The sequence below is a fragment of the Peribacillus sp. FSL K6-5616 genome, from assembly GCF_038008245.1.
In the GTDB taxonomy this organism is placed as follows: Bacteria; Bacillota; Bacilli; order Bacillales; family DSM-1321; genus Peribacillus; species Peribacillus frigoritolerans.
Genome location: NZ_JBBOYT010000001.1, coordinates 2,132,584 through 2,156,945, shown reverse-complemented (window position 1 = coordinate 2,156,945; position 24,362 = coordinate 2,132,584). Strand labels below are relative to the sequence as shown.

17 protein-coding genes, 1 other RNA gene and 2 pseudogenes are annotated in these 24,362 nt (G+C 39.4%); 15 read left to right on the top strand and 5 right to left on the bottom strand.

The genetic code is table 11. The features are described 5' to 3' along the window. Positions 1 to 200 precede the first annotated feature (200 nt). Positions 201 to 1,531 (top strand): IS3 family transposase gene (locus MHB45_RS10355; protein ID WP_226990452.1). Its coding sequence is split into 2 segments (ribosomal slippage): positions 201 to 573 and positions 573 to 1,531, totalling 1,332 coding nucleotides; the frame shifts between segments, so codons are not numbered across the junction. A gap of 59 nt (positions 1,532 to 1,590) precedes the next feature. On the opposite strand, the gene MHB45_RS10350 is transcribed toward MHB45_RS10355, so the two are convergent. Together MHB45_RS10350 and MHB45_RS10345 are read right to left on the bottom strand one after the other, a co-directional pair. After that, positions 1,591 to 3,198 (bottom strand): FMN-binding glutamate synthase family protein, encoded by a 1,608-nt coding sequence (locus MHB45_RS10350; protein ID WP_072273008.1) that lies wholly within the window; start codon positions 3,196 to 3,198, stop codon positions 1,591 to 1,593. A 143-nt stretch (positions 3,199 to 3,341) separates the two neighbouring features. Further along, positions 3,342 to 4,436 (bottom strand): CdaR family transcriptional regulator, encoded by a 1,095-nt coding sequence (locus MHB45_RS10345; protein WP_072273007.1) that lies wholly within the window; start codon positions 4,434 to 4,436, stop codon positions 3,342 to 3,344. A gap of 301 nt (positions 4,437 to 4,737) precedes the next feature. Between MHB45_RS10345 and MHB45_RS10340 the strand changes: the two genes are divergently transcribed. From MHB45_RS10340 to MHB45_RS10325, 4 genes are all read left to right on the top strand, one after another. Next, complete coding sequence (locus MHB45_RS10340; protein WP_072273006.1) at positions 4,738 to 5,883, top strand: glycerate kinase; 1,146 nt, start codon at positions 4,738 to 4,740, stop codon at positions 5,881 to 5,883. A gap of 4 nt (positions 5,884 to 5,887) precedes the next feature. Further along, positions 5,888 to 7,234 (top strand): GntP family permease, encoded by a 1,347-nt coding sequence (locus tag MHB45_RS10335; protein ID WP_048686056.1) that lies wholly within the window; start codon positions 5,888 to 5,890, stop codon positions 7,232 to 7,234. 160 nt (positions 7,235 to 7,394) lie between these two features. Further along, a complete protein-coding gene (locus MHB45_RS10330; protein WP_034306796.1) occupies positions 7,395 to 7,742 on the top strand; it encodes a PadR family transcriptional regulator in 348 nt (115 codons plus the stop codon). After that, the gene (locus MHB45_RS10325) at positions 7,729 to 8,718 is read left to right on the top strand and encodes an HAAS signaling domain-containing protein (protein ID WP_048686054.1); all 990 of its coding nucleotides are present in this window, start codon (positions 7,729 to 7,731) and stop codon (positions 8,716 to 8,718) included. Before MHB45_RS10330 ends, MHB45_RS10325 begins: the two co-directional genes overlap by 14 nt. A 170-nt stretch (positions 8,719 to 8,888) precedes the next feature. On the opposite strand, the gene MHB45_RS10320 is transcribed toward MHB45_RS10325, so the two are convergent. Next, entirely contained in the window at positions 8,889 to 9,416 is a 528-nt protein-coding gene (locus tag MHB45_RS10320; protein ID WP_072273005.1) for an IseA DL-endopeptidase inhibitor family protein, read from the bottom strand. 651 nt (positions 9,417 to 10,067) lie between these two features. On the opposite strand from MHB45_RS10320, the gene MHB45_RS10315 reads away from it, so the two are divergent. From MHB45_RS10315 to ssrS, 5 genes are all read left to right on the top strand, one after another. Continuing rightward, on the top strand, positions 10,068 to 10,460 hold the full coding sequence (locus tag MHB45_RS10315) for a sporulation protein (RefSeq protein ID WP_063594970.1): 393 nt from the start codon (positions 10,068 to 10,070) through the stop codon (positions 10,458 to 10,460). Positions 10,461 to 10,482: 22 nt separating this feature from the next. Continuing rightward, positions 10,483 to 11,364, top strand: a complete 882-nt coding sequence (locus tag MHB45_RS10310) for a mechanosensitive ion channel family protein (RefSeq protein ID WP_048686051.1) — start codon at positions 10,483 to 10,485, stop codon at positions 11,362 to 11,364. 458 nt (positions 11,365 to 11,822) lie between these two features. Then, positions 11,823 to 13,076, top strand: coding sequence for an MFS transporter (locus MHB45_RS10305; RefSeq protein WP_048686049.1), 1,254 nt, complete (start codon positions 11,823 to 11,825; stop codon positions 13,074 to 13,076). A gap of 208 nt (positions 13,077 to 13,284) precedes the next feature. Continuing rightward, positions 13,285 to 14,766: a UDP-N-acetylmuramoyl-L-alanyl-D-glutamate--2,6-diaminopimelate ligase gene (locus tag MHB45_RS10300; protein ID WP_072273004.1), complete on the top strand. Its 1,482-nt coding sequence runs from the start codon at positions 13,285 to 13,287 to the stop codon at positions 14,764 to 14,766. Positions 14,767 to 14,877: 111 nt separating this feature from the next. After that, a non-coding RNA gene (gene ssrS, locus MHB45_RS10295) (6S RNA) lies at positions 14,878 to 15,064 on the top strand. Positions 15,065 to 15,233: 169 nt separating this feature from the next. On the opposite strand, the gene MHB45_RS10290 is transcribed toward ssrS, so the two are convergent. Next, entirely contained in the window at positions 15,234 to 15,776 is a 543-nt protein-coding gene (locus MHB45_RS10290; protein ID WP_048679130.1) for a ribonuclease H-like YkuK family protein, read from the bottom strand. Positions 15,777 to 16,424: 648 nt separating this feature from the next. On the opposite strand from MHB45_RS10290, the gene MHB45_RS10285 reads away from it, so the two are divergent. The 5 genes and pseudogenes from MHB45_RS10285 to MHB45_RS10265 all read left to right on the top strand — a co-directional run. After that, on the top strand, positions 16,425 to 17,630 hold the full coding sequence (locus tag MHB45_RS10285; protein WP_048882956.1) for a nitrate/nitrite transporter: 1,206 nt from the start codon (positions 16,425 to 16,427) through the stop codon (positions 17,628 to 17,630). A 53-nt stretch (positions 17,631 to 17,683) separates the two neighbouring features. Continuing rightward, entirely contained in the window at positions 17,684 to 20,005 is a 2,322-nt protein-coding gene (nirB, locus tag MHB45_RS10280) for a nitrite reductase large subunit NirB (protein WP_161922511.1), read from the top strand. Between the two features lie 106 nt (positions 20,006 to 20,111). Then, positions 20,112 to 22,251, top strand: a pseudogene (gene nasC, locus MHB45_RS10275) (assimilatory nitrate reductase catalytic subunit NasC). A gap of 98 nt (positions 22,252 to 22,349) precedes the next feature. Beyond that, the gene (gene cobA / locus MHB45_RS10270) at positions 22,350 to 23,120 is read left to right on the top strand and encodes a uroporphyrinogen-III C-methyltransferase (RefSeq protein WP_048679146.1); all 771 of its coding nucleotides are present in this window, start codon (positions 22,350 to 22,352) and stop codon (positions 23,118 to 23,120) included. Between the two features lie 348 nt (positions 23,121 to 23,468). Beyond that, a pseudogene (locus MHB45_RS10265) lies at positions 23,469 to 23,670 on the top strand (IS5/IS1182 family transposase); the annotation flags it as partial. A 223-nt stretch (positions 23,671 to 23,893) separates the two neighbouring features. On the opposite strand, the gene MHB45_RS10260 reads toward MHB45_RS10265, so the two are convergent. Next, a complete protein-coding gene (locus tag MHB45_RS10260; protein ID WP_275452473.1) occupies positions 23,894 to 24,229 on the bottom strand; it encodes a MerR family transcriptional regulator in 336 nt (111 codons plus the stop codon). Positions 24,230 to 24,362: the final 133 nt, after the last annotated feature.

Here is a 24,362-nt window from a genome sequence, read left to right as displayed (position 1 = left end):
GGAGATAGGGGATACTCGAATATATGCCTGATACATTTTTGCAGCTTATAAGGCTTCATTGATTGAAAAAGAAAAAAACACCGCCCCAACATATAAACTGTACCCTATAGAGTAGACACCTAAAAAAGTCTCCTATAGGGTACTTTTTTGTATAATTAAGAAACACAACGAGAAAACACAACATGGGACTGGAGAAGGTTATGAGTAAAAAGCTTTTTACAGAGAAAGAAATCAAACTACTATCATCTAATAATTATGTTAAATCTGTAAGTTCAAAAGGAATTACTTATACTGATGAATTTAAGCATATATTTATAGCGGAAAAACAGAAAGGCAAGTTCGTAAGGCAAATATTTGAAGAATTTGGGTTTGATGTAGAGGTTTTGGGGACGGAAAGAATTAAATCAGCGAGTAAGAGATGGCAAGCAGTTTACGAGAAGAACGGGATTATTGGTTTATGTGACACTAGAGCAGGAAATTCAGGGCGCCAAAAGGAAAGAAAACTTACCCTAGAGGAGAAAAATGCTCGCTTAGAAGCACAAATCAACTTACTAAAGGCAGAAAACGAACTGTTAAAAAAGATTCGTTTTGCAGAAAGGGGGATGAAGAAGTAGTTCTTCCTCCTTTCCAAAAATATATCCTAATTCGCTCCGTGATTGAAAAATATCAACTAAAACATATGGTGAAATACCTTTGTAAAATAGTCGGTGTTTCAAGAAGTGGTTATTATAATTACTTCTCAGTGAAATCACAGGAAAAAAGAATTCGAAAAGATGAAAAGGATGAGGTAGTGAAAGAAATCATCATAAAAGCATTCCATTTCAAAAATCGTAAGAAAGGGGCTCGTCAGATCAAAATGACTTTGGCGGGTCAATTTAATGTTGTCTATAATTTGAAGCGTATCCGGCGAATCATGAAGAAGTACAGCATTATATGCCCTATTCGGAAGGCAAATCCGTACAGACGAATGATGAAAGCCACTCACGAGCACCGTGTGGTGCCGAATCTTTTGAAGAGGGAATTCAAACAGGAAGTTCCAGGTAAAATACTACTGACAGATATCACATATTTGTTCTATGGCCAAGGAAAGAAAGCTTATCTATCAACGATTAAGGATGCTTCGACCAATGAAATTGTGGCTTACCATGTATCAGATCGCATTACCATGGACCTGGCTACGGAAACCCTCCTCAAGTTAAAGAAAAATCGAAGATTTCACAAAGCAAAGAATGCCTTTATCCACTCTGATCAGGGAACTCATTATACCCATCCGGACTTTCAGAAATTAGTAAAAAAACTGGGATTAGGCCAGTCGATGTCAAGGCGCGGGAACTGCTGGGATAATGCACCTCAAGAATCTTTTTTTGGCCATTTTAAAGATGAAGCCTCTATTAAAGCATGTTCAACTTTAGATGAATTAAAAAAAGAAATTAAGCAATATATGACGTATTACAATCACTACAGATACCAATGGAATTTAAAAAAGATGACTCCTGTTCAATACAGAAATCATCTTTTTCAAGCTGCCTAGGCTTTTTTTAAACTGTCCTTTACAAAGGGTACATTTCACATACTTGGGCGGTGATTTTTTCATTGCCTGGAACCTATTTGACCATTAACCTCTTTCATAATATCTTCAAGGGATGTAACAATTCCTTTATCGTCCTTATAGCTAATATGCTTAGGTTGAAAATGGATAGGCGATTCTAAACCGGCAGCCGCTGAGATCCGAAATAATCCTTTTCTAAGGGTTACAAGAAAGTTAACCACGCGGTATTTCTTTTCATCGATGACAAGTGCTTTTTGCAATTCCGGATCAGTGGTGGCTACCCCGACAGGACAAGCATTGGAATGGCATTTCATCGTCTGGATACATCCTATCGCAATCATGAAACCTCGAGCTATGTTTACAAGGTCTGCTCCCATGGCCAGGGCTATCGCAATTCTATCAGGCGTGAACAATTTACCGGAGGCGATGATTTTAACCCGATCGCGGACACCGTATTTTTCCAATGTCGATACCAAAATTGGCAAAGCGGATTTTATCGGCAATCCTACGCTATCGATCAATTCCTGATAAGATGCACCTGTGCCGCCTTCACCGCCATCCAATGAAATGAAATCCGGACCTTTCCCGGTTTCTTTCATGTAGCTAGCAAGCTCTTCAACACTGTCAGTGCCGCCGATGACCATTTTGATGCCGACCGGGATTCCTGTATGTTCCCTGATTTTTTCAATAAAATCACACATGGATTTTACGTCATTGTATTGATAAAATCGATTCGGACTATCAATCGCTTTGTACGGAACGACCTTACGGATTTCAGCGATTTCCGGATTCACTTTTTCAGCATCGATATGCCCTCCGCGAGTTTTGGCACCTTGAGCCAATTTGATTTCAAATGCTTTGATTTCAGGTGTTTCACTTTTTCTTTTTAACTCATCCCAATCCATTTCGCCGAAACTATCACGAACTCCAAACATGGCTGGACCGATTTGCATGATGATATCGACACCGCCAATTAAATGATAAGGAGATAGTCCGCCTTCACCTGTATTCATCCAGGTGCCTTTTGCTGCAGCCAATCCCTCAGAAAGTGCAGTGATTGCGTTTTTACCCAAAGAGCCATAACTCATGGCTGACATGCCGATAAGGCCTTTTAGTCGAAAAGGGTTCTTAGTGTTTGGGCCAATGATCACGGCATCTTCATCATCCAATAAGAATGCAGAGGATACTTCATCTTCCCATTTTTCTTCACGTTGTGAGAAAAGCGGGTCTTTCAATAGAATGTATCTTTTCGTCGTCACTTTAGTTTCACGATCATATTTTTCTTCTTCGGCCAATTTTGGAAACATGCTATTTTTAACAAAGAAGCCTTCTTCATCAAAATCCCGTTTTGAGCCAAAACCTATGACATCCCGTAAATATTTTGAACTTTTCACCATATGTTCATAGTCATCGCGGGAAAAGGGTTTTCCTTCGTTATCACTGTTAAACCAATATTGCCGCATCTCAGGTCCGATTTTTTCCAGAAAGTATCGCATTCTCCCAAGCACGGGGTAATTCCTTAAAATTGCATGATGCTTCTGCATGCGATCAAAGAAAATCATATAAAGTAATAGTAAGACCAAAACGATGATAATGATGAAAACAACGGTAAATCCAAGGATAATTAAAAGATTTGCGATGCCACTCATTCAATCCCTCCTGATATGCAAAAAAATCATGTATTTTTAATCTACTCGGTAATTCGATCAATTATACAGAATTCCAACGCAAGGCTTTTATAGGGATGGAACGAAAATAATTTTAATAGGCAATATTGTTCTCACAATTTCTTTCAACTTTCCCTTTTCGATTGGCTTACCCAAATGGCTAACTGTAAAGTTATGGCATCATGCAGAACCTGTGGATTATATCCGGTAATGTCCTTGATTTTTTTTAATCGGTATATAAGGGAATTACGATGGATATACATTCTTTTTGCACATTCCCCGATATTTAAGTTACTAAGAAAAAATTGTTGCAGAGTCTCAATCAACTTTTCGGATAAGCTGCCTAAAATTCTTTCCTGAAATTGCTGTTTCGTCCGCTCATCTATCCTTTCCAACAGGGCTTTTGTTTCCACATCAGTATATCTAGTTAAAGCTTGATCGGCTTCACCCAGTAAAAGTGCCGCTTCAGCTTCGCGGAAAGAGTGGACGATGTATGATTCCTTATCCACAATCGAGCCCAAACCGATTCGTATAACGAAGCCTTTTGCTTTTAATTGTTTGATGGCTGAATCCAGGCTTTTGTCCATGTTATTTCCGCTAAGCGCCGTAGTGAGAATGAAAACCCGATTCACATTCAGGAACCCAACAAGGGCTTGCTGGGAACCAAAAACAGTTTCAGTCATTTGAATCAGCTCATTCTTATTTAACGGATTTAATTTCATTTCCATTACCCCCACTTGATAGGGAGGTTCTAATTTCATTCCAATCAGTTCAAGTCTCTGATCAATCGAATGCTGATTGATATCTTCCTTTAATATGTCTTCGAATACCAATTCTTTCAAGTGTTGTTTCCATTCGAGTTGTTCCGCCATAAAAGCTTGATGAAGCATCATTTCCGTTATCATTTTCACCAATTCGCCGAATTCCAAAAGTTCAGTCGGATCTCCGGTGATCCCGATGACGCCTATAATTACATTTTGAAAATTAATAGGCAAATTAATTCCAGGAAGGACACCTACCCATTGATGACGATCAGTTTCGGGAATGATTAAAGGCTTTCCCGTTTTCAGTACTTCCATTGCTCCTAAATGCAATTGGTCGATGCGTTCATGATTTCCGGAAGCGATGATGATTCCTTTATCATCCATAATATTAATATTTCTGTTAAGTCTATTGGTGGTTTGTTTGACAATTTCCATTGCAATTTCTTGGGTCAGCATTCAAGTCATCCTTCTAGAGTTTTTTTATTTGCTAACAGAATGGTGATCATATTTCATGTAAACAAGCTATGATTTTTCATGTAAAGGGGGATTGTCGATAGTATAAACCTTTAGTTATCTTATACTTTAGGAAAATGGGAAAATAACAAAAAACTTTCCAGAAAGATCATTTTTTCTATATAGTATAACCAAAAAAGTCCAATATATCATACTAATTTTCGTTTAGGATGTACGATGATTAAAATATTTCTGAAGATTATAATTAAATTGATATAAAAATATATTCAAAGGGGAACTGAGCATGAAAATTGTTATTGCACCAGATTCCTATAAAGGAAGTTTATCAGCAACAGAAGCTTCAAAAGCTATTGAGCGAGGAGTCAGGAAGGCACTGCCGGATGCGGAGACAGAATTGGTACCTGCGGCGGATGGCGGGGAAGGCACGATGGATAGTCTTGTTGCAGCTACAAATGGACGAAAAGTTGAAGTGACCGTTAAAGGACCTTTACTTGAAGATGTTCAGGCAGCATATGCAATCTTGGGCGATCAAATAACATGTGTGATTGAAATGGCTAGTGCATCTGGTCTATGCCTAATCGATCAAGCTGAGTTGAACCCATTGATCACTACTTCATACGGGACAGGGGAGCTTATACAAAAAGCATTGAATGATGGCTGTCGAAAGTTCATTTTAGCGGTTGGTGGAAGCGCTACCAACGATGGCGGTGTCGGTATGCTCCAGGCTTTGGGAATGAAGGTGTTTGATGAAGAAGGTAAATGTCTGGGATACGGAGGTGCCGAATTATCACGGATATCAGACATTAATACAGAGGATTTTGATTCCAGAATAGCGGATTCCGAATTTTTGATTGCGTCGGATGTCCAAAATCCATTAGTTGGTCCTGATGGGGCATCAAGGGTATTCGGACCTCAAAAAGGGGCGACTCCTGACATGGTTGAAATGCTTGATAAAGCTTTATCATCATGGGCTGATTTGGTGGAAATCAAAACAGGCATACACCTGCATGATAAACCAGGTGCTGGTGCTGCAGGAGGAATTGGAGGTGCATTTCAAGCCTTTTTCCGTGCAGAAACAAAAAGGGGCATAGATATTGTCATGGAGTATACGAAACTGGGTGAAAAATTGTCCGGTGCCGATTGTGTCTTTACCGGTGAGGGACAAATCGATTACCAGACTGCTTCAGGCAAAACACCCATGGGAGTTGCACAAGAAGCCAAAAAGCATGGTATTCCGGTATTTGTTTTGGCTGGATCGATCGGAACAGGTATTGAAGTTTTATATGACCACGGAATAACGAGTGTTCATAGTTTGGTGAACGCTCCCATGCCTTTAAAGGAAGCAATGGAAAGAGGAGCTGAATTGTTGGAAGTTTCAGCCGAACAAGTAATGCGGGCTTTTTTGGCAGCGATTAAAAATAGGGGGTAATCTTATGTTATTTATTGTTTTGGCCACCGGCGTGTTCTTAATTGTTTTTGCGACAACTAAATTCAAGCTGCATCCGTTCTTATCGCTTCTATTAGGCACTTTATTTGTGGGTTTTGCTTCTGGAATGCCTCTGGATCAGATTGTTGAGAATATCAACGGCGGTTTTGGCGGATTGATGACAAGCATTGGACTTGTAATCGTTTTCGGTACAATAATCGGGACCATTTTGGAAAAGGCCGGTGCCGCCTTGCGGATGGCCGAAGTCGTATTGAGGATTGTCGGCCCTAAAAGACCGCAGCTTGCCATGAGTATGATTGGCTTTATCGTATCCATACCCGTTTTTTGCGATTCAGGTTTCGTTATTTTATCGAGCTTAAGAAAAGCGTTGGCAAGACGCGCAAAAGTAGCGGTTGCTTCCATGTCAGTTGCACTTGCAACTGGTTTGTATGCAACACATACACTTGTACCTCCAACTCCAGGGCCAATTGCGGCAGCCGGAAATATCGGAGCGGACGGATACTTGGGGACTGTCATTTTGATAGGTCTTATTACGGCCATACCAGCTGCACTTGCTGGTTATATATGGTCAATGAAAGTAGCGACCAAGATAGAGGTTGAAGATGACCGAAGTGATCTGGATTACGATTATGATGAAATTGTCCGTTCATTCGGCAAGATGCCTTCTGCCTTACAATCATTTTTACCGATCGTTTTACCGATTGTCCTGATTGGAGCCAGTTCTGTATTAACGCTCTTTGGGACGGAAGGGGGGATTGCCACATTTTTCGTATTCTTGGGCCAGCCGGTCATCGCATTGCTCGTCGGGGTAATTTCCGCTTTGACATTGCTGCCTAAGTATGATGAAGAAACATTAACAAACTGGATAGGAGCCGCCTTATTGGATGCTGCGCCAATTTTATTGATCACCGGGGCGGGCGGAGCATTTGGTACCGTCATTAAAAATACGGGGATTGCAGACATCATCCAAAGTTGGGATATGGGCAGCATCTTTAGCGGTTCCTTATTCCTGTTGGTCCCGTTCCTAATTGCTGCTGGGTTGAAAACGGCCCAGGGTTCTTCGACAGCATCACTGGTCATCACTTCATCTTTGATTGCCCCCATGCTTCCAACGTTGGGTATTGAAGGGGCTGTTCCTCTTGCATTGGTAGTCATGGCTGTTGGAGCAGGTGCGATGACAGTAAGCCATGTAAATGATAGCTTCTTCTGGGTGGTCACCCAATTTAGCGGGATGAAAGTGACGGATGCCTATAAAGCTCAAACGATGGCTACCTTAATACAAGGAGTGGTCACGATTATCACGACGATGATATTGTGGGTCATTCTTGTGTAATATTAATATTGGAAAAACGGAGAGGCGTGAACCGCTTCTCTTTTTTATGCTTTAAATAAAATATATTTTCATTTTTATGGTGTTGTAAGAACTAAAATAGTGTATGATGCATAGTATAAGGTATGGTGTACGTCACATAGTATAGAGAAGGGGTGATTGGATGAGCACTTTACTGAATTCATTAACCACTGAGCTGCGCAGAGGCACTTTGACGTTAGCAGTCTTAAGTCAGCTCAAAACTCCGCAGTATGGGTACTCGCTTGTCCAGCGTTTAGAGAAGTCTGGAATTACCATAGATCAAAGTACTTTATATCCTTTGCTTCGCCGCCTGGAAAAACAAGAATTGGTGACCAGCAGCTGGGATACTTCTGAAAGTAGACCACGAAAGTACTATTCTTTAAGTGATTATGGGGGAGAAATCTTCACTCAGTTAAAGGAAGAATGGGAAAAAACTTCTCAAGAGCTTTATATATTATTAAAAGGAGAGGGAGAAGATGGAGCTGATTGAACTTTATATTCAGGAAGTGACCCGCAGGCTGCCAGAAAAAAACCGGGCGGATATTGCGCTTGAGCTTCAATCTACAATCGAAGATATGCTTCCGGAGGATTATACGGAGCAAGACGTGAAAGCGGTACTTTTAAAATTAGGAGATCCGGTTACACTGGCAAGTGGTTATCGCGATCGGCCAATGCATCTGATCGGGCCTCGTTATTATGATGTTTATATCAGTCTGTTGAAAATGATTTTACCAATCGCTGCAGTCATTTCACTGATCGCATTAGTAGGGGATAATCCGTTTCGGGATACGGGGAATACGGTTATGGAAGCAATTTTAAAAATAATCGGGAAAGGAATTTCAGGTATCATCAGTACAGGTATCCAAGTGTTTTTCTGGTTAACACTTTCATTTGCCATTTTAGAACGCTTGGATACTTCAAAAGACCAGTCGCCTGTAACAAAAGACTTGAAACCATGGACACCGGAAAACTTAAAAGATATTCCAAACATTTCAAAGAAAAAAGCGGTCACTATGGTCGAGGTTTTTGCAAGTTTGTTAGGCCTTTCTGTTTTCGCAGCCCTTTATTTCAATGCAGCAAACCTCTTAGGCGTGTATGAAAAAAGAAATGGCAATCTCATTTTCGTGACACCTTCTTTTAATCAAGATGTATTGAATTCCTATTGGCTGCTGGTATCTGGCGTCATTATCATTGGGGTGCTCTTAGCGATATATAAATTAGTTTTAGGTCGATGGACCCTGAAATTAGCTTTTTTTCATGCCATATACCAGCTGTTGTACACTCTGGCTTTCATCATCATCATCAGTAATCCTGATTTATTGAACCCGGAATTCCTTGCATACCAAAGAACACTATTCTCAATCGATGAATGGAAAAGCTCGATATACTGGGGTCTCATACTCATCTCCATCATTTTTGCCGCCTACGATACCTATCAAGGCTTCCGAAAGGCAAAAATCCGTTAAGGCACAGCATCTTAGCTGTGTTTTTTTTGTTTTGTGAAGTGAAAGGTGAGCTGATACAAGCCTGAAAGATTATTTCTCAAGATACAAGGGACAACAAAAAAACACCTCATATGTCATATAGTTTTTAATTAACTATACAGCATATGAGGCGTTACATTTAAACCAATGTTTTATTGAACTGCATCGAACTGATTGACTTTCCAAGCGGAACCGGCCTTATAAAAGGTAACCGTTCTTTTTACTGACTCACCGTCGACTGTAGGTACAGTTAAATTGTATGACCTAACGTTTTGTTTTTGATAGGCCAATTTAATTTTGGCTTTTTTCCACTCTAACATGCTAAAGCCATCTCCGACTGGACGGGCTAATTTCCCTTTATGGGTAATGTAATTATATTTAGTCAGCCCTTTTTCAACTGCATTATTAGTAAATGTCTCTGCTAAGTAGGCAGTCAATTTATCTTTTGTATTAAACTCTTGGCAAAGGTATGAATACTCTGTTCCTTTATAATTGAAAGTTTTTTGTGAACAAGAACGGGTTTTGTATCCATGTAAAGCATTCCAAAAATGTTTGCTGGCATTATCGGCTATCTTTAATGCATTTGCGTCAGACAATGATGTCGTTTTTGCGGTAACCGGACCACTTAATGTGAAAAATAAAATGATAATGGATAATAGCATACCTGAAAATTTTTTCATATCATATCTCCCCAATCCCTAATTAGGATACTTATGTAACGAAAGTTTAATAAATATTACAATTGTTACATTTATATTACAACAAGTTCGGCATAAGTAAAAGAGAAATCTTGTTAATTTTTAAATATAATTTTAGGTTTTATAAAATATTCATAGTTTGTTCACTTTATTCTTTTTGAAAGGCGTTCACCGATTTGTAAATAGAAGGAGGTGTTACATACTTCCTATTCCACGAACTGGCCTATTTAAAACCTGGCAGTTAATTCTCTCACTGGACAAGTTCATCCATTATATTTTCATTAATGACAAGATATGCTCAAAGAACTCGAATTACCCGGGCAGAGCCCGAAAAAAATAAAATATAAAGGTTTGACAAACTTTCTAATTCTACCGTATTATAAATTATATACTTGAATACATTCTCCAAAGGGGAGTAGCTTTTACAACAATGTCGTCATTACGGAGCTCTTTGCTCTCGGTGTTGTTGGCAGCATATTGTTGTTAGCCAGACCTTACCTATTGGTAAAGGTCTATTTTCTTTTAGTAAACCTTTACCAAAATGGTAAAGGTTTTTTTGTAGTCCCCTTAAGGAAATGTATAAACATGTGGGTTTTAATAGAAAAACAAATAAATATAAATGGAGTGTATTCTTTGATACTTAGAAAATCTTTGCTACTTTTAGGAATAGGTTCTGCACAAATAGATTTAATCCTTCCGAAAAATACGTATAAATCCGGTGAATGCATAAATGGATATTTTTTGATTAAGGGTGGTACCCTTGCGCAAAGAATAAGAAGGATTGAATGTGATTTGATCATGGATACTCATTCTACCGGAATGGAAGAGATCCTTAAAACGAGCACCATTTTGTCTACAAGGGAGATAAATTCAGGGGAAAGCAACGAAATTCCTTTCAACTTTTGTCTGCCTATATTGAAGGAGCCTTATAAGCGAGGGGTATCCTATCGCCTTAAAACGAGACTTATCCTTGATAAAGGGATAATCGGAAAGGATGATGACTGGATTTTAATCGATTCTGAATAAACGTGAAAATGGAGGTGAAAACATGAATATCTTGAAATTTTCTGAGCTTGCTGTGGATTACTGGGAAGAATTTTTATTATTGAGGCTTTTCATATTGGCTATACTGTTATTGGCGGTTTATTATATTTTGAATAAACTGGTTGAATGGTTCTTTAGAAGATCCAATTTTTTCGACGAAGAAGTCGAAAAAACAATACAGGGGGTTACTCGTTCTTCTCTTAGGTACGGTATATCCGGGCTTTTCCTTATATATTTGATTGGACAGTTTATAGACCTAAAAGGAATTTTAGCTGGAGCTGGTATTTTAGGGGTCGTGATCGGATTTGCCGCTCAGCAAATGCTTAAGGATATCCTATTGGGATTTGTAAGGCTTTCTGATAATGAATTCCGAGTCGGGAATTTCGTGACATTCAACGGGACAAGTTCCGGGACGATTGAGGAAATCGGTATCCGGTTCATGCAAATCAGGGAATGGTCAGGAAAATTGCTGACCATCCCACATAGTGAAATCAGGACGATCCAAAATTTTAATAAAGGGAGAATGCGAATCATTGAACGCATTACAGTAAGTTACCAGGAAAATCCTGAAAAGGTAAAAAGTCTGTTGGAGGATATATGTATTATCTGTAATGATAAGTATGGTGAAAGCCTTCTAAGGCTAGAAGATGGTACACCTGAAGAGGATTTTAGATACATAGGCATAACGGATTTAAATCCGAATCTAAAATATGTTGGATATGAACTATGCATAGTGGGACTTGTGAAACCTGATGATTACTTTGAAACATCGAGAAGCGTGAGGTTTGAAATGATGACTGCTTTACATGAGCATCAAATTCTAATGCCATCTTCCCATTTGCTTGTACAGGGCAATCCTAATCAAGAACGTTTATTGGAAAACTGAAAAGAAGAAACACAATTGCTTGAGATAATCCGGGAAAAGGTCATGAAAAAAGATGGATAAGGTAACAAGGGGCAGAAGCCATATTCGACGGCAGCCCTTTGAAGCTTAAGGATATTAAAGGGCTTTCTTTTAAAGGAAGTCCTTTTTTTAATTAGAAAAATAGAACAAACCCATCCCAAAAAATAGTTTTATTTTATTGATTTTTCCCTTGATTTATCAGATTAAATAAATTATTATGAAAATAACATAAAATGGAAGGGTGACCTTTAAACAATGATCATTTAATCCTATTTTTAAAGAAAAAATGCGTGCTTAAAACGAATTTTTTTCTGGATAGGATTAGTCTGTACATTAAAATACAAACAAAGATCATTGTGTCCTTCGATTAGGGATATTTTGCCTTGTTAAATTTGTATTGTACTGCCTCCTGTCCAGATATTTCACAGGGGGTTTTTATATTGGCGAATAACACATCTGAAACATTAAATAATAAGGAACCTAACATTTTTAAAAATCGAGTATTCCAGGCCATTATCTTCTCAGGGTTGTTTTTACAAATAGGGATATGGGTACGGAATTTTGCCGTTTTGTTATTCGTCATGGAGAAGACAAATGGAGATGCCTTTGCCATTTCCATGATATCAGTAGCAGAATTCGCACCCATTTTTATTTTTTCATTTATTGGAGGTACATTTGCTGATCGCTGGAGTCCGAAAAAAACGATGGTTTGGTGTGATATTTTAAGTGCAATATCCGTATTTGCTGTGCTTACCTCACTAATCTTCGGCAGTTGGAAAATGGTTTTCTTCGCAACTTTAATTTCGGCGATACTTTCTCAATTTTCTCAGCCATCGGGCATGAAGCTATTTAAGATGCATTTGCCAGAAAGTCAAATCCAGACAGGGATGTCAGTTTATCAGACCGTTTTCGCAGTATTTATGGTTTTAGGTCCGATTCTCGGTACATTTGCCTTCCAATCTTTCGGGATAAACACCTCGATTGCGATTACTGGCCTGGCGTTTCTACTTTCAGCTGGCGCACTCGCCTTTCTTCCAAAAGATCGCAAACTGAATGAGGGGACAGCAAAAACAACATTATGGCAGGAAATGAAAAGCGGTGTGAGCTACGTATTGCGAAAAAAAGAACTGAGTTTGCTTGGTTTATGTTTTCTGGCAGCTGGGCTCGGACTGGGTTTCATTCAGCCGCTCTCGATATTCCTTGTTACAGAACAACTGGAACTGCCTAAGGAAAATCTCCAATGGTTATTTATGGTGAATGGGTTTGGTATGATTTTAGGCGGAGCCGGTGTAATGATTTTTGCCAAAAAGGTGGCACCTCAAAGATTATTAGCTTTCGGAATGCTTGTGAATGCCATAGGATTGGCGGTAATGGGACTTTCAACAAATCTTTGGATTACACTTACTGCCGAGTTCTTTAACGGGCTAATGCTTCCTTGTATCCAAATCGGGATCAATACATTGATATTGCAGAGGACCGAGGGCGAGTTCATCGGAAGGGTCAATGGAATCTTAAGCCCATTATTCACTGGATCGATGGTATTGACCATGAGTGCGGCAGGCGTGCTGAAAGAGCAATTTTCACTCGTCGCCATATTTGAAACCGCCGCTTTCTTTTTTATTCTAGGAATGTTTTTCATATTGCCATTGTACAATCAGAAGGCCGAAACGAAACCTCTGGAAGTTCAATCATAAGCATCTTGCGGTGTTCCAACACCTAAATACAGCTACAACCAAAAGAAAAGCAGCCAATTTTGGCTGCTTTTCTTTTTTTCTTTTTACTGTCATTAGAACTAACAAATTCTGGATTGACAATTATTTTGGGAGTACTGGTTCATACTAAAAATGGGCTTATTGGTACTTATGCAAAAATCAGTGAATAGCTTACAAAGGAGAAAAGTTAATGATCCTTAAAGACATATTGATAGAAGCGATAAACGGGGATTTGCCGAAGGACGTTGAACATATATCCATAACAGGTGTAACCGATAACTCTAAAGAAATAAAAAAAGGATTCCTTTTTATTGCCGTAACCGGATATAAGTCCGATGGCCATAATTACATCAATGATGCAATTCGCTTAGGGGCATCGGCTGTGATTGGCAGTCGCGATATTAAGGGTTTGGAAGTTCCTTATTTAAGAGTGGAGAACAGCCGTAAAGCATTAGGGCAAATCGCTAAAAGGTTTTATGGTGATCCCAGCAATCAAAAAATAATGATAGGAATTACGGGTACAAATGGAAAAACTACAACTAGCTATATGCTTCAGCAAATATTAGAAGAAAATGGAGTAACCTGTTCAGTCATTGGTACGATACAGCATATTATCAATGGAAACAAAGTCGATTCCCATAATACGACTCCAGGTACCATGGAATTGAATTCCTTGCTGGCTGAAAGTAGGGACATGGTTGTCATAATGGAAGTGTCTTCACATGGATTAGCTCAATACCGTTTAGAAGGAATTGAATTTGATTTCTGTGTCTTCACGAATTTGTATCATGACCATCTCGACTTCCATGGTACGATGGAGGATTATTTCCTGGCAAAATTACTGCTTTTTGAAAAATTGAAACCTAGTGGTCTTGCGATTATTAATGGAGATGATTTCTGGGGGGGGAAACTGCAAGAATACTTATGGGAGAAGAATGTCAGTGCCTTTGTTTTTGGAAAATCCAATCGCTGCGATTTAGCCATCACCAATTATAATACCGCAACGAACCCCTTTATTTTATTGAATGAGAATCATGACTTTGTGAAAATTGAGTTACCTTTACCCGGACTTCATAATTTATATAACGCAACAGCTGCCTATTCCGTAGCGAAGATGTTTCCAATTTCAAAACAGGAAATTCTCACTTCACTGAAACGATTTTCCGGTGTACCAGGAAGGTTTGAAATATATAAGAAAGCTTCTGGGCCGACTATAGTCATCGATTATGCACATACTGCAGATGCCATTCATCACATGCTTCAAACGGCCAAAGAGTGTGGGGCCAAAAAGATTTATCATATCTTTGGTTTCCGGGGTGGACGAGATACAACCAAAAGGGCTGAAATGGTTAAAGTATCATCGGAACATAGTGATGTTTTGATTTTGACAATGGATGATCTGAATTCGGACGGAATTGAAGGGATGGAATCCACACTAAATAGACTGCTTAGCGATTACTCAGCTGGAAACGGGAAGGTTATTCCTGATCGTACCTTTGCTATCCAGGAGGCGTTACAAGCAGGAAAGGAAGGGGATTGGATTATCATTACAGGTAAAGGAATTGAGAGGTATGATCAAAAATTCGGACTGCCAACCATTTCTGACAAAGAAACGGTATTATATCTGCAAAATAAGGAGCAAGGGGATTTTATCGGTTATTTTGATCAATAGTTGATTATAACGAAGTACTAATCCAGCTTCCATCCATTCCACAGCCATAAGCGATTTTAAAATGGTGATTATTAACATTGTAACATGTGAGTAATTCAGGTATTATAATAATACAAGCTGCACTGTTCGTAATGATAATTAAGTTTTAACCTTTAAGCTGTAATAGGGAGTTTTATATTGAAATAGGAATGTTATGCCTCGTCACTGACTTGGACAACAGGATTTTTTCTGCAAACACCCACTTTGAGGAGTGGTGGTTTAAAACTTTCTTACTGAATACGGCATTGGCGGCTTATATCTTAAAATGTTGAAGCCGGTCTCGGTCTGAGGCCGGTTTTTTGCTTTATTTAAAATAGCGTACCAAAAAAATGTATGTACCGTTTGCAGTCTCCCAAACCAAATTGTACAATCAGCTTTAAAAAATCCAGTGTGGATACCATTGGGTAATTACATGTTTTTGTAAACAGTCACTCTTGTTTTGTATAACGGTTGGCATAACTTGAAGCGACGAAAGCATCCGGTTTGATTTTTGGTTCCACCCCCATGGATTCCATCCTGGCTACCATTTCTTTTACAAACTCACTGGTTTTGTTTCGCTTTCCAATCCCGATATCAATGTGACCTTCCATTGTGAACGTTGCCCCTTGATATACAGCAGGCAGGACAATATCGATTAACTGATTTTTCCTTTCTTCCGTAAACAGTGATACGATTTCCTCTGTTAACGACAACTCTTGAGAAATACGTTCATGTAAATGCAGCATCCTTCTAGGGATCATCACTTTTCTTATACAACCCCATACACCATTTCCGACCTGCCGTATTACGATGCCTGTAATGAAAACCGTATGTTTTTTATGTACTTGCGAATCTGTCCCGACCATTAATTGATAGTTACCGGAAGGATTTAATTCCATAAACCCAGCAATATGAACGAATACCTCTTCAAATGACATATCTTTTTTCTGAATATTTTGAAATGGGATGTTCTGAAATGGATATTGCTTCATATTATTGCACCCAACCTTTCCCCATAGAATCAGATTATTAAATATCTCATGCCGTTCATAACACATCATATGAAGGAGATCCTTGTTTCGTGCCGTGGGAAGAACCCACCTCTAAAGAAGAGGCAGTCATCAGTTAAAGTTGTTCGCGCTGAATGGATATCACCTCAAGTTCTATTTCTTCTATTTTAAACAAAAAAGACTGTTGGCAAAAGGAGTTCTATCTTAATGTTAAACAAAGTTGTTTGGGAGCGTCTGCCTGGAATGGAATTAACGGACAAATATAAAACTGTAAACAAACCCCATTATAGTCGGGTTTATCTACAGACTGGAAGAGAAGCTTAAGCATTAGGCTTCTCTTTTTTTTATGGAGAATATTTCAAAATGTTATTGGAGTTTATTGCGGCCATAACTGAAAAGTTAAACAAGCTTGTAACTTTACATCACCTAAGTAAACCACAATATCATGCGATTTATATAAGAAAAAGGAAATGAATTTATTAATTTTTGACCAATACCTACCTTAAAGTATTCACATTTAATAACTTGCAAAAAAAGTGTGTGATGTTTTCTTACATAAACAAAGAAATCTTACTTTTATAAGAGTAAAATAAACAAATATTCAATTACTAAAGTATTGGAGAGATGAAAATGAAAATATCTGAATTGAAAAAAAGCGGTCATGCTCCGTCATTATTAGCTTCATTCCTTTATTTTGATATCAGTTTTATGATTTGGGTATTATTAGGGGCACTCGGTGTCTATATTACAAAGGATTTCGGACTTTCCCCAGCTGAAAAAGGCTTGATTGTGGCTATTCCGATTTTGGGAGGCTCGTTTTTTCGAATCGTCCTTGGTTTTTTGACTGACCGCATCGGCCCGCGGAAAACCGCAATCGGCGGGATGCTTGTTACAATGATTCCGCTTTTTTGGGGATGGTTATTCGGTGAAAGTTTAGCAGAGCTTTATTTAATAGGGATTTTGCTAGGAGTGGCTGGAGCAAGTTTTGCTGCAGCACTTCCTATGGCCAGTCGTTGGTATCCCCCGCATTTACAGGGTCTTGCGATGGGCATTGCAGGTGCCGGTAACAGCGGAACTCTTTTTGCGACATTGTTCGGACCTCGTCTTGCAGAATCTCTTGGCTGGCATAATGTTATGGGATTAGCTTTGATTCCTTTAACCATCGTGTTTATCATTTATATTTTAATCGCAAAAGACGCACCGTCTCAACCGCCGGCAAAACCACTAAAGGAATATTTCAACGTATTTAAAATAACGGACACTTGGTATTTCTGTATTCTTTACAGTGTGACTTTTGGCGGCTTTGTCGGGTTTACTAGCTTCTTAAGCATCTTTTTTGTTGATGAGTATGGGTTAACACGAATAAGGGCGGGGGAATTTGTTACATTATGTGTCATCGCCGGAAGTTTCTTTCGTCCCGTCGGAGGATTTATTGCCGATAAAATAGGTGGAGTTAAACTGCTTATGTTTTTATTTATTGGACTCACTATATGTATGTTTGGGATTAGTTTTCTTTATTCTCTTACTGCCGTTACGATCCTTCTGTTCATCGGAATGCTATTTCTCGGTATGGGCAACGGAGCTGTCTTTCAGTTAGTTCCACAGCGATTTTCTAAAGAAATAGGTTTTATCACAGGGATTGTGGGAGCTGCCGGAGGTGTTGGCGGATTCTTGGTTCCAAACATACTAGGTACGTTGAAACAGGTTACCGGCACATATGCTACAGGATTTTTAGTATTTTCCGCAGTTGGAATCGTGGCTTTGCTTATCCTGGGCCTAGCTCAGCTTTCATGGAGAAAAACGTGGGTACTCGGAAAGAATTCAGTTAAGATCTAGAACTTTGTTTACTTAGTTTGGCTTTTTACAGTACTTGTTTTTGGGGGGATAAAATGTATAAACAAAAACTGGTCTTAGTAGGGAACGGAATGGCGGGAATACGTTGTGTTGAATCCATTATAAGTAAGGATCCGACTGCATTTGAGATTACTATTTTCGGAAGTGAACCGCACGTTAACTATAACCGAATCTTATTGTCGACTGTGCTTCAAGGCAACACCTCTTTTGAAGATATTACGATAAATGATCGAAACTGGTATACGGAGAATAATATCCAATTGTTCACAGGTGAAACGGTAGTAAAAATCGATAAAGAGACGAGGAAAATAAAAACAGACAAAGAACGGGAAGTTTACTACGATAAGCTGATAATTGCCACAGGTTCTGTCCCGTTCATTCTTCCTGTCACAGGTGTAGATAAAGAAGGCGTCATTGCATTTCGGACGATTGAAGATTGCCAAAAGATGATTGAAACTTCACGCAAACATAAAAAAGCAGTCGTCATCGGAGGCGGTTTGTTAGGTTTGGAAGCAGCGAGAGGGCTGTTAAACCTTGGTATGGAAGTGCATGTCGTTCATATCGCTGACTATTTAATGGAAAGGCAGCTCGATTCAACGGCATCACTTTTACTGCAAAAAGAGTTGGAAAACCAGGGAATGAACTTTCTTTTAAAAAAGGAAACACAGGAGTTAATCGGTAACGAGCGTGTAGAGCGCGTCCGTTTTAAGGATGGAACGGAGCTGGATGCAGATTTGGTCGTTATGGCTGCGGGAGTCAGACCGAATATTCAGTTGGCCAAAGAAAGCGGAATTGATACAAATCGTGCGATTATTGTAAACGACTATTTAGAAACCAGCATCCCAGATATTTATGCGGTTGGTGAATGTGCTGAACATCAAGGCGTGGTTTATGGGCTGGTTAAACCTTTATACGAACAAGGTGAAGTGCTGGCAAAGCATATTTGTGAGATGAAATGCAGCGGATACCAAGGCTCGGTCCTTTCGACCCAGTTGAAAATATCAGGAGTTGAGCTATTTTCTGTTGGTGATTTCCATGGTGACGAAACAACGAAATCCATCACAACTTTTGATGAATTGGATAGTGTTTATAAAAAGTTGGTTTTTCAAGGAAGAAAAATCATAGGTGCTGTGCTTTATGGAGATACAAACAACAGCTCACGATTACTCGATATGATAGTAAAGCGGCAAGAAGTATCGTCAGAGGAAAGGCGTGCACTGTTCCAGTCACCAAATACGGCTGAGGGATTAATCGCTTCGATGGCAAATCATGAAATCATTTGCCATTGTAATGCTGTTTCAAAGGGGGGAATCATTGAAGCGGTTCAAAATAAGGGATTATCGACAGTGGAACAAGTTAAACAATGCACAAAGGCTTCCGGTTCTTGCGGCGGATGTAAGCCGGCAGTGACCGAGCTTTTGACCTATATTCAAAGTAACCTTACTACTCAGGATGAGAAACAAACTGCATTTTGCTCATGTACGAAATTAACGGAAGATGAAATCGTGTATAAAATGCAGCTCCAAGACGTATCGACTGTCCAAGAAGCGATGGATGCTCTTGAATGGGAAAATACAAAAGGTTGTTCAACTTGCAGGCCTGCATTGAGCTATTATTTAGGGATGATTCATCCAGAGTACGAGATCAGACAGCAAACTCTTTTCATAAACGAAAAAAAGAATGCAACAGTTCAAAGTGATAACCTATACTCAGTTATCCCGCAAATGTACGGCGGGATGACGAATGCAAAAGACTTGCGAAAAATTGCTAATGTTGCCGATAAATATGAAATATCCCAAGTTGCGGTAACAAGTGAACAAAGGATTCATTTAATGGGGGTGAAAAAAGAAGATCTCCCAGGTGTGTGGGCTGATTTAGATATGCCGTTAAGTTCGAAATATGGTAACACCGTCCAAAACGTCAAAACATGTATCGGCGAACATGTTTGCTCTTGTGATAAACAGCAATCCCTATTACTTGCTGTAGATTTGGAAAAAAGATTGGAGCAAGTATCAACACCATACCGTATAAAGATGGGCATATCCGCTTGTATGCATAACGGTGCAGGATCAACAACGAAAGATATAGGTGTTATGGGCATTGACAGGGGCTGGGAAATATATGTGGGCGGAAGCAGCGGGCGTGATGCACGTGCCGGTGAACTGCTATGTGTAGCCGGCACAAATGAAGAAGCCATTGAAATCATCATCGGCTTTATTCAATATTATCGGGAAACAGCCAACTACTTAGAACGGACTTGGAAATGGATTGAACGAGTGGGTTTAATTCATGTTAGAGAAGTTTTGTTTGATAATGAACTTAGTCAGCAACTATCTCAACGATTGGAAATGGCCTAGATCAGGGAATGAACAAAAGGGAAAACTAGATGCAAGACTTAGTAAGCGGATAAATGTTTGTACCATGAAAAATCCATAGAAATCCATGAGTAAAGGGTGAGGAGCCTTGACCGAATTATTATTAAAGTATTTCCGCACGAAGCAACAAGAGGTCCAATCAGAAAAACGATATGATACACAATGTCCATTTTGCAGCATGCAATGTAAGATGCAGCTGCTGGAACAAACAATAGTGACAAGAAAAAAGTATTTGACGATTGGAAAAGATAATCCAACCTCAGAGGGGCGCTTATGCATTAAAGGAATGAATGCACACCAACATGCTTTGCATAAAGATCGAATTAAATACCCATTATTGAAAAAAAATGGGGAATTTGTTCGAATATCATGGGAGGAAGCATTAAGCCACATTAAGGAGAATTTCACTAAAATTCAAGCAGAAGATGGTGTAAATGCATTATCTGTTTATGGAAGTGCATCCATTTCAAATGAAGAAGCCTATTTGCTTGGGAAATTTGCAAGAGTGGCTTTAAAAACAAAGTATATAGATTATAATGGCCGTTTGTGCATGTCTGCAGCTGCTTCGGCAGCAAGCCAAACATTTGGTATGGACAGGGGCCTGACCAACAGCTTATCAGAGGTTCCGTTCACAAAGTGCATAATCTTGGCGGGTACGAATATTGCGGAATGCCAGCCGACAATCATGCCGTACTTTGAGCAAGCGAAACAAAATGGGGCATATATCATTGCTGTAGATCCCCGGGAAACCGCAACAACGAAAATGGCCGACTTACATCTAAAGGTGAAACCTGGGATGGATGCCGCCTTGGCAAACGGATTATTGAAAGTGATCATTGAAGAGGATCTTATTGATGAAGCGTATATCCGTGAACGTGCAAATGGCTATAAAGAAGTTAAAGAGTATGTTACATCTTTAGAGTTGGAGGAAATTGCAGAATTGACAGGTGTTCCTAGTGACCAAATCCAAAAAGCGGCTGCCATGTTCGGGAAAGAAGAATCAGGGATGATTTTTACAGCTAGGGGTGTTGAGCAGCAAACAGATGGTTCAGCGGCTGTACGAAATTTTCTTAATATTCTTATTGTTACAGGAAAAATCGGAAAAGTGAATTCGGGCTATGGGGCCATAACCGGTCAGGGGAATGGACAGGGAGCAAGAGAGCATGGCCAAAAAGCAGACCAGCTGCCAGGGTATCGCATGATTGAAAATGAAGGAACATAGATTACATATTGCAAGAATATGGGGAATTGATGAGACTGAATTGCCACGTAAAGGCGTCTCGGCATACGAGATGATAGAGAAGATAAATGAAGGTGAAATTACCGGCATGTTTTTAATGTGTTCCAATCCCATTGTTTCGAATCCAAATGCTAACTTTGTCAAAAAGGCTTTGAAAAAATTAAAGTTTCTTGTCGCGGTAGACATGTTCGTTTCTGAAACTGCTAGATTGGCTGATTTGATTTTACCTGCTTCGTCTTATTTAGAGGATGAGGGAACAATGACGAATTTAGAAGGACGGGTAACGTTGCGGGAAGCGAGTTTTTCATCACCTGGGGAAGTGAAGCATGATTGGCAAATCATCTGTGATATAGCTAAAGCTCTTGGGAAAGGGGAGCATTTTCCCTTTCAATCTGCAAATGAGATATTTGAAGAACTAAGAGTGGCAAGCCGCGGGGGAACCGCCGATTATTATGGTATAACGTATGATCGCTTAAGAAAAGAAGGAGGCATTTTGTGGCCATGTCCATCCATTGACCATAAAGGGACAAAAAGGTTATTCGAATCGTCTTTTGCCCACCCGGACGGAAAGGCGGCCATGGTAGTGGTTAATAACCTGCCTCATGTTCCAAAAGAAAAGCCATGTACGGAATTTCCGCTTTATTTGACAACAGGAAGAATCATGTCACATTATTTAACAGGAGTACAAACGAGAAAAAGCTCATCATTAGCCGCAAGAAATTTTGAATCATATATGGAAATCCATCCGGAAACAGCCAAGAAATATCATATTTCAGACAATACTTTGGTGAAAATTGAATCAAGGCGCGGAAGTATTGTCGTAAGAAGCAAATGGTCCCCAACGATTCGCCATGATACTATATTCGTCCCTTTTCATTGGGCAGACTCCCAAAATGTCAATCGCCTCGTTTCACAGGATTTAGACCCGACATGCAAAATGCCCGGCTTTAAAGTAAGTGCTGTAAAAGTACATCCTATATTAAGTTAACGTCTCATTAAGGGGAGGTTTTCTTCTTATTCATGACAATATTTTTGGTTAGATCATCACACAGGCTTTCATGACTAAACAACAAAAGGGGATAAAGGATGGAAAAAGGTAAGGTCTATATTGTTGGTGCCGGTCCTGGTGATCCGGACTTAATTACTGTCAAGGCAATCAAATGCATCGCGGAAGCGGATGTCATCTTGTATGATCGATTGGTAAATCGTGAATTGCTTTTCTACGGTAAACCTGGAGCTGAATACATTTATTGCGGTAAAGCGCCTGGTATACATTGTGTCCCTCAAGAGGGCATTCATCAATTGTTAATAAGTAAATCAATGGAGAGAAAAACGATTGTTCGTCTAAAAGGGGGAGATCCTTTCATTTTTGGCCGGGGCGGTGAGGAAGCAGAAGTGCTAGCAAAGCATGGAATTCAATTTGAAATAGTTCCTGGAATCACATCTGGAATCGCTGCGCCAGCTTATGCTGGAATTCCCCTGACTCACAGGGAATGGGGGAGTTCCTTCGCAATTGTCACAGGACACTGCGTGACCGGCAAACCTGATAACATCAACTGGCATCATTTGACACATGGTGTTGACACCATTGTTATTTATATGGGTATCAAAAACCTTCCATATATCTGTAAACAATTACGCTCCTGCGGAATGAAGCCCGAAACTGCCATTGCAGTCATCGAACAAGGAACGACAGGTTTTCAACGAACTATTACAGGAACAATCGATTCAATAGTGGCAACCGTTACAAGTGAGCAGGTTACCAATCCAGCCATGATCGTAATAGGAGAAGTGGTGAATTTATCCGAGAAATTATCATGGTTTTCAGAGAAGACAAAAGATAAGGAGTTCGCTTAGAAAAGGAATGATTACCTAGAAAAATTTACTGTAATGAAAATGGCAAACTGGACATGAAAGTCATCATGTCTTCAGTTTTTTTGCTTGTACAAATTTGGACGTTGATTTCCACTTCAGGCACTCGCTTTCCGCGGGCGATCCGGGAGCCTCCTCGGCGCCTTTGCGCCTGCGGGGTCTCCCCTGGACTCGCTTTTCCCGCAGGAGTCTCGTACCTTCCGTTCCAATCAACCTGTTTTAACTTTTAGATAGTACCCTTTTACCTAAAGTCTTCATTGTTTTAAAATAGCATTAATAAAAATTGAAGTGATCAGGATGCTTTCCTAACATGATTCTATTTAATGAGATCAACTGGTGCCAGCGAACCATTTGGTTCGTAAAATGGAGGCTGCCATTGACTTTTCTTTCATTTATGATTTGGTGAAAGATATGTATTCAGAGGTAGGATGCTCAAGTATTGACCCGGTTATAGTAGTTAAACTGACTTCATTTAATACACCATCGGAATTCGATCAATGCGTAAAACAATTATGAAGTTGAAACAAAAATGGCTTAACATAGTGGCTCGCTGAGACCAAATCTCTTATCTAAGGGAATTTTAAAAGGGGTTCGGAATTTTTTAATTCCGAACCCCTTTTGTCTGCAAACTGACTGGACATGAAAGTCATCATGTCCAGTGTAACAATGTTAACAGCTATTTTAATATTGCAAGGTGAAAATGTTGTCGAAGAGTGAAATATGGACATTGAACAGCTAATAATTCAGGTTTCTGAAAATCAATTACGCAGGCCAAAGTGTGCATTTAATTGGCCCTGCAGCATTTTTTTTCGCATTTTTTCCTGTTCAATTTTTCTGTTCTCTTTTAATTTTTCCTGTCTAATTTCATGGGTTTGCACTCCATCCTCTATTTTATCGGCGATTTCCACTAATGCCTTGACGTCGGAAAAAGAGTATTTACGGTTACCACCCTTAGACCTTTCGGGGAAAACGAGTTTTCTTTCTTCATAATACCGGATTTGCCTATCGGATAGTCCGGTTAATTCTCTGACGACTCCTATGGAAATAACCTTTCTATCTATATAAGATTCTTTTTGCTGGACGATGAAAATCACCTCATTTTTGATTTATGCTGAATCAATAAGGATATTATATCCTAATTTTCTGAATATTTGTAATAAAAACTAACATAAATTATTAGTTTTTAAAAACTATGTAAGATTTTATTACATGATTGTGGCGATAAAA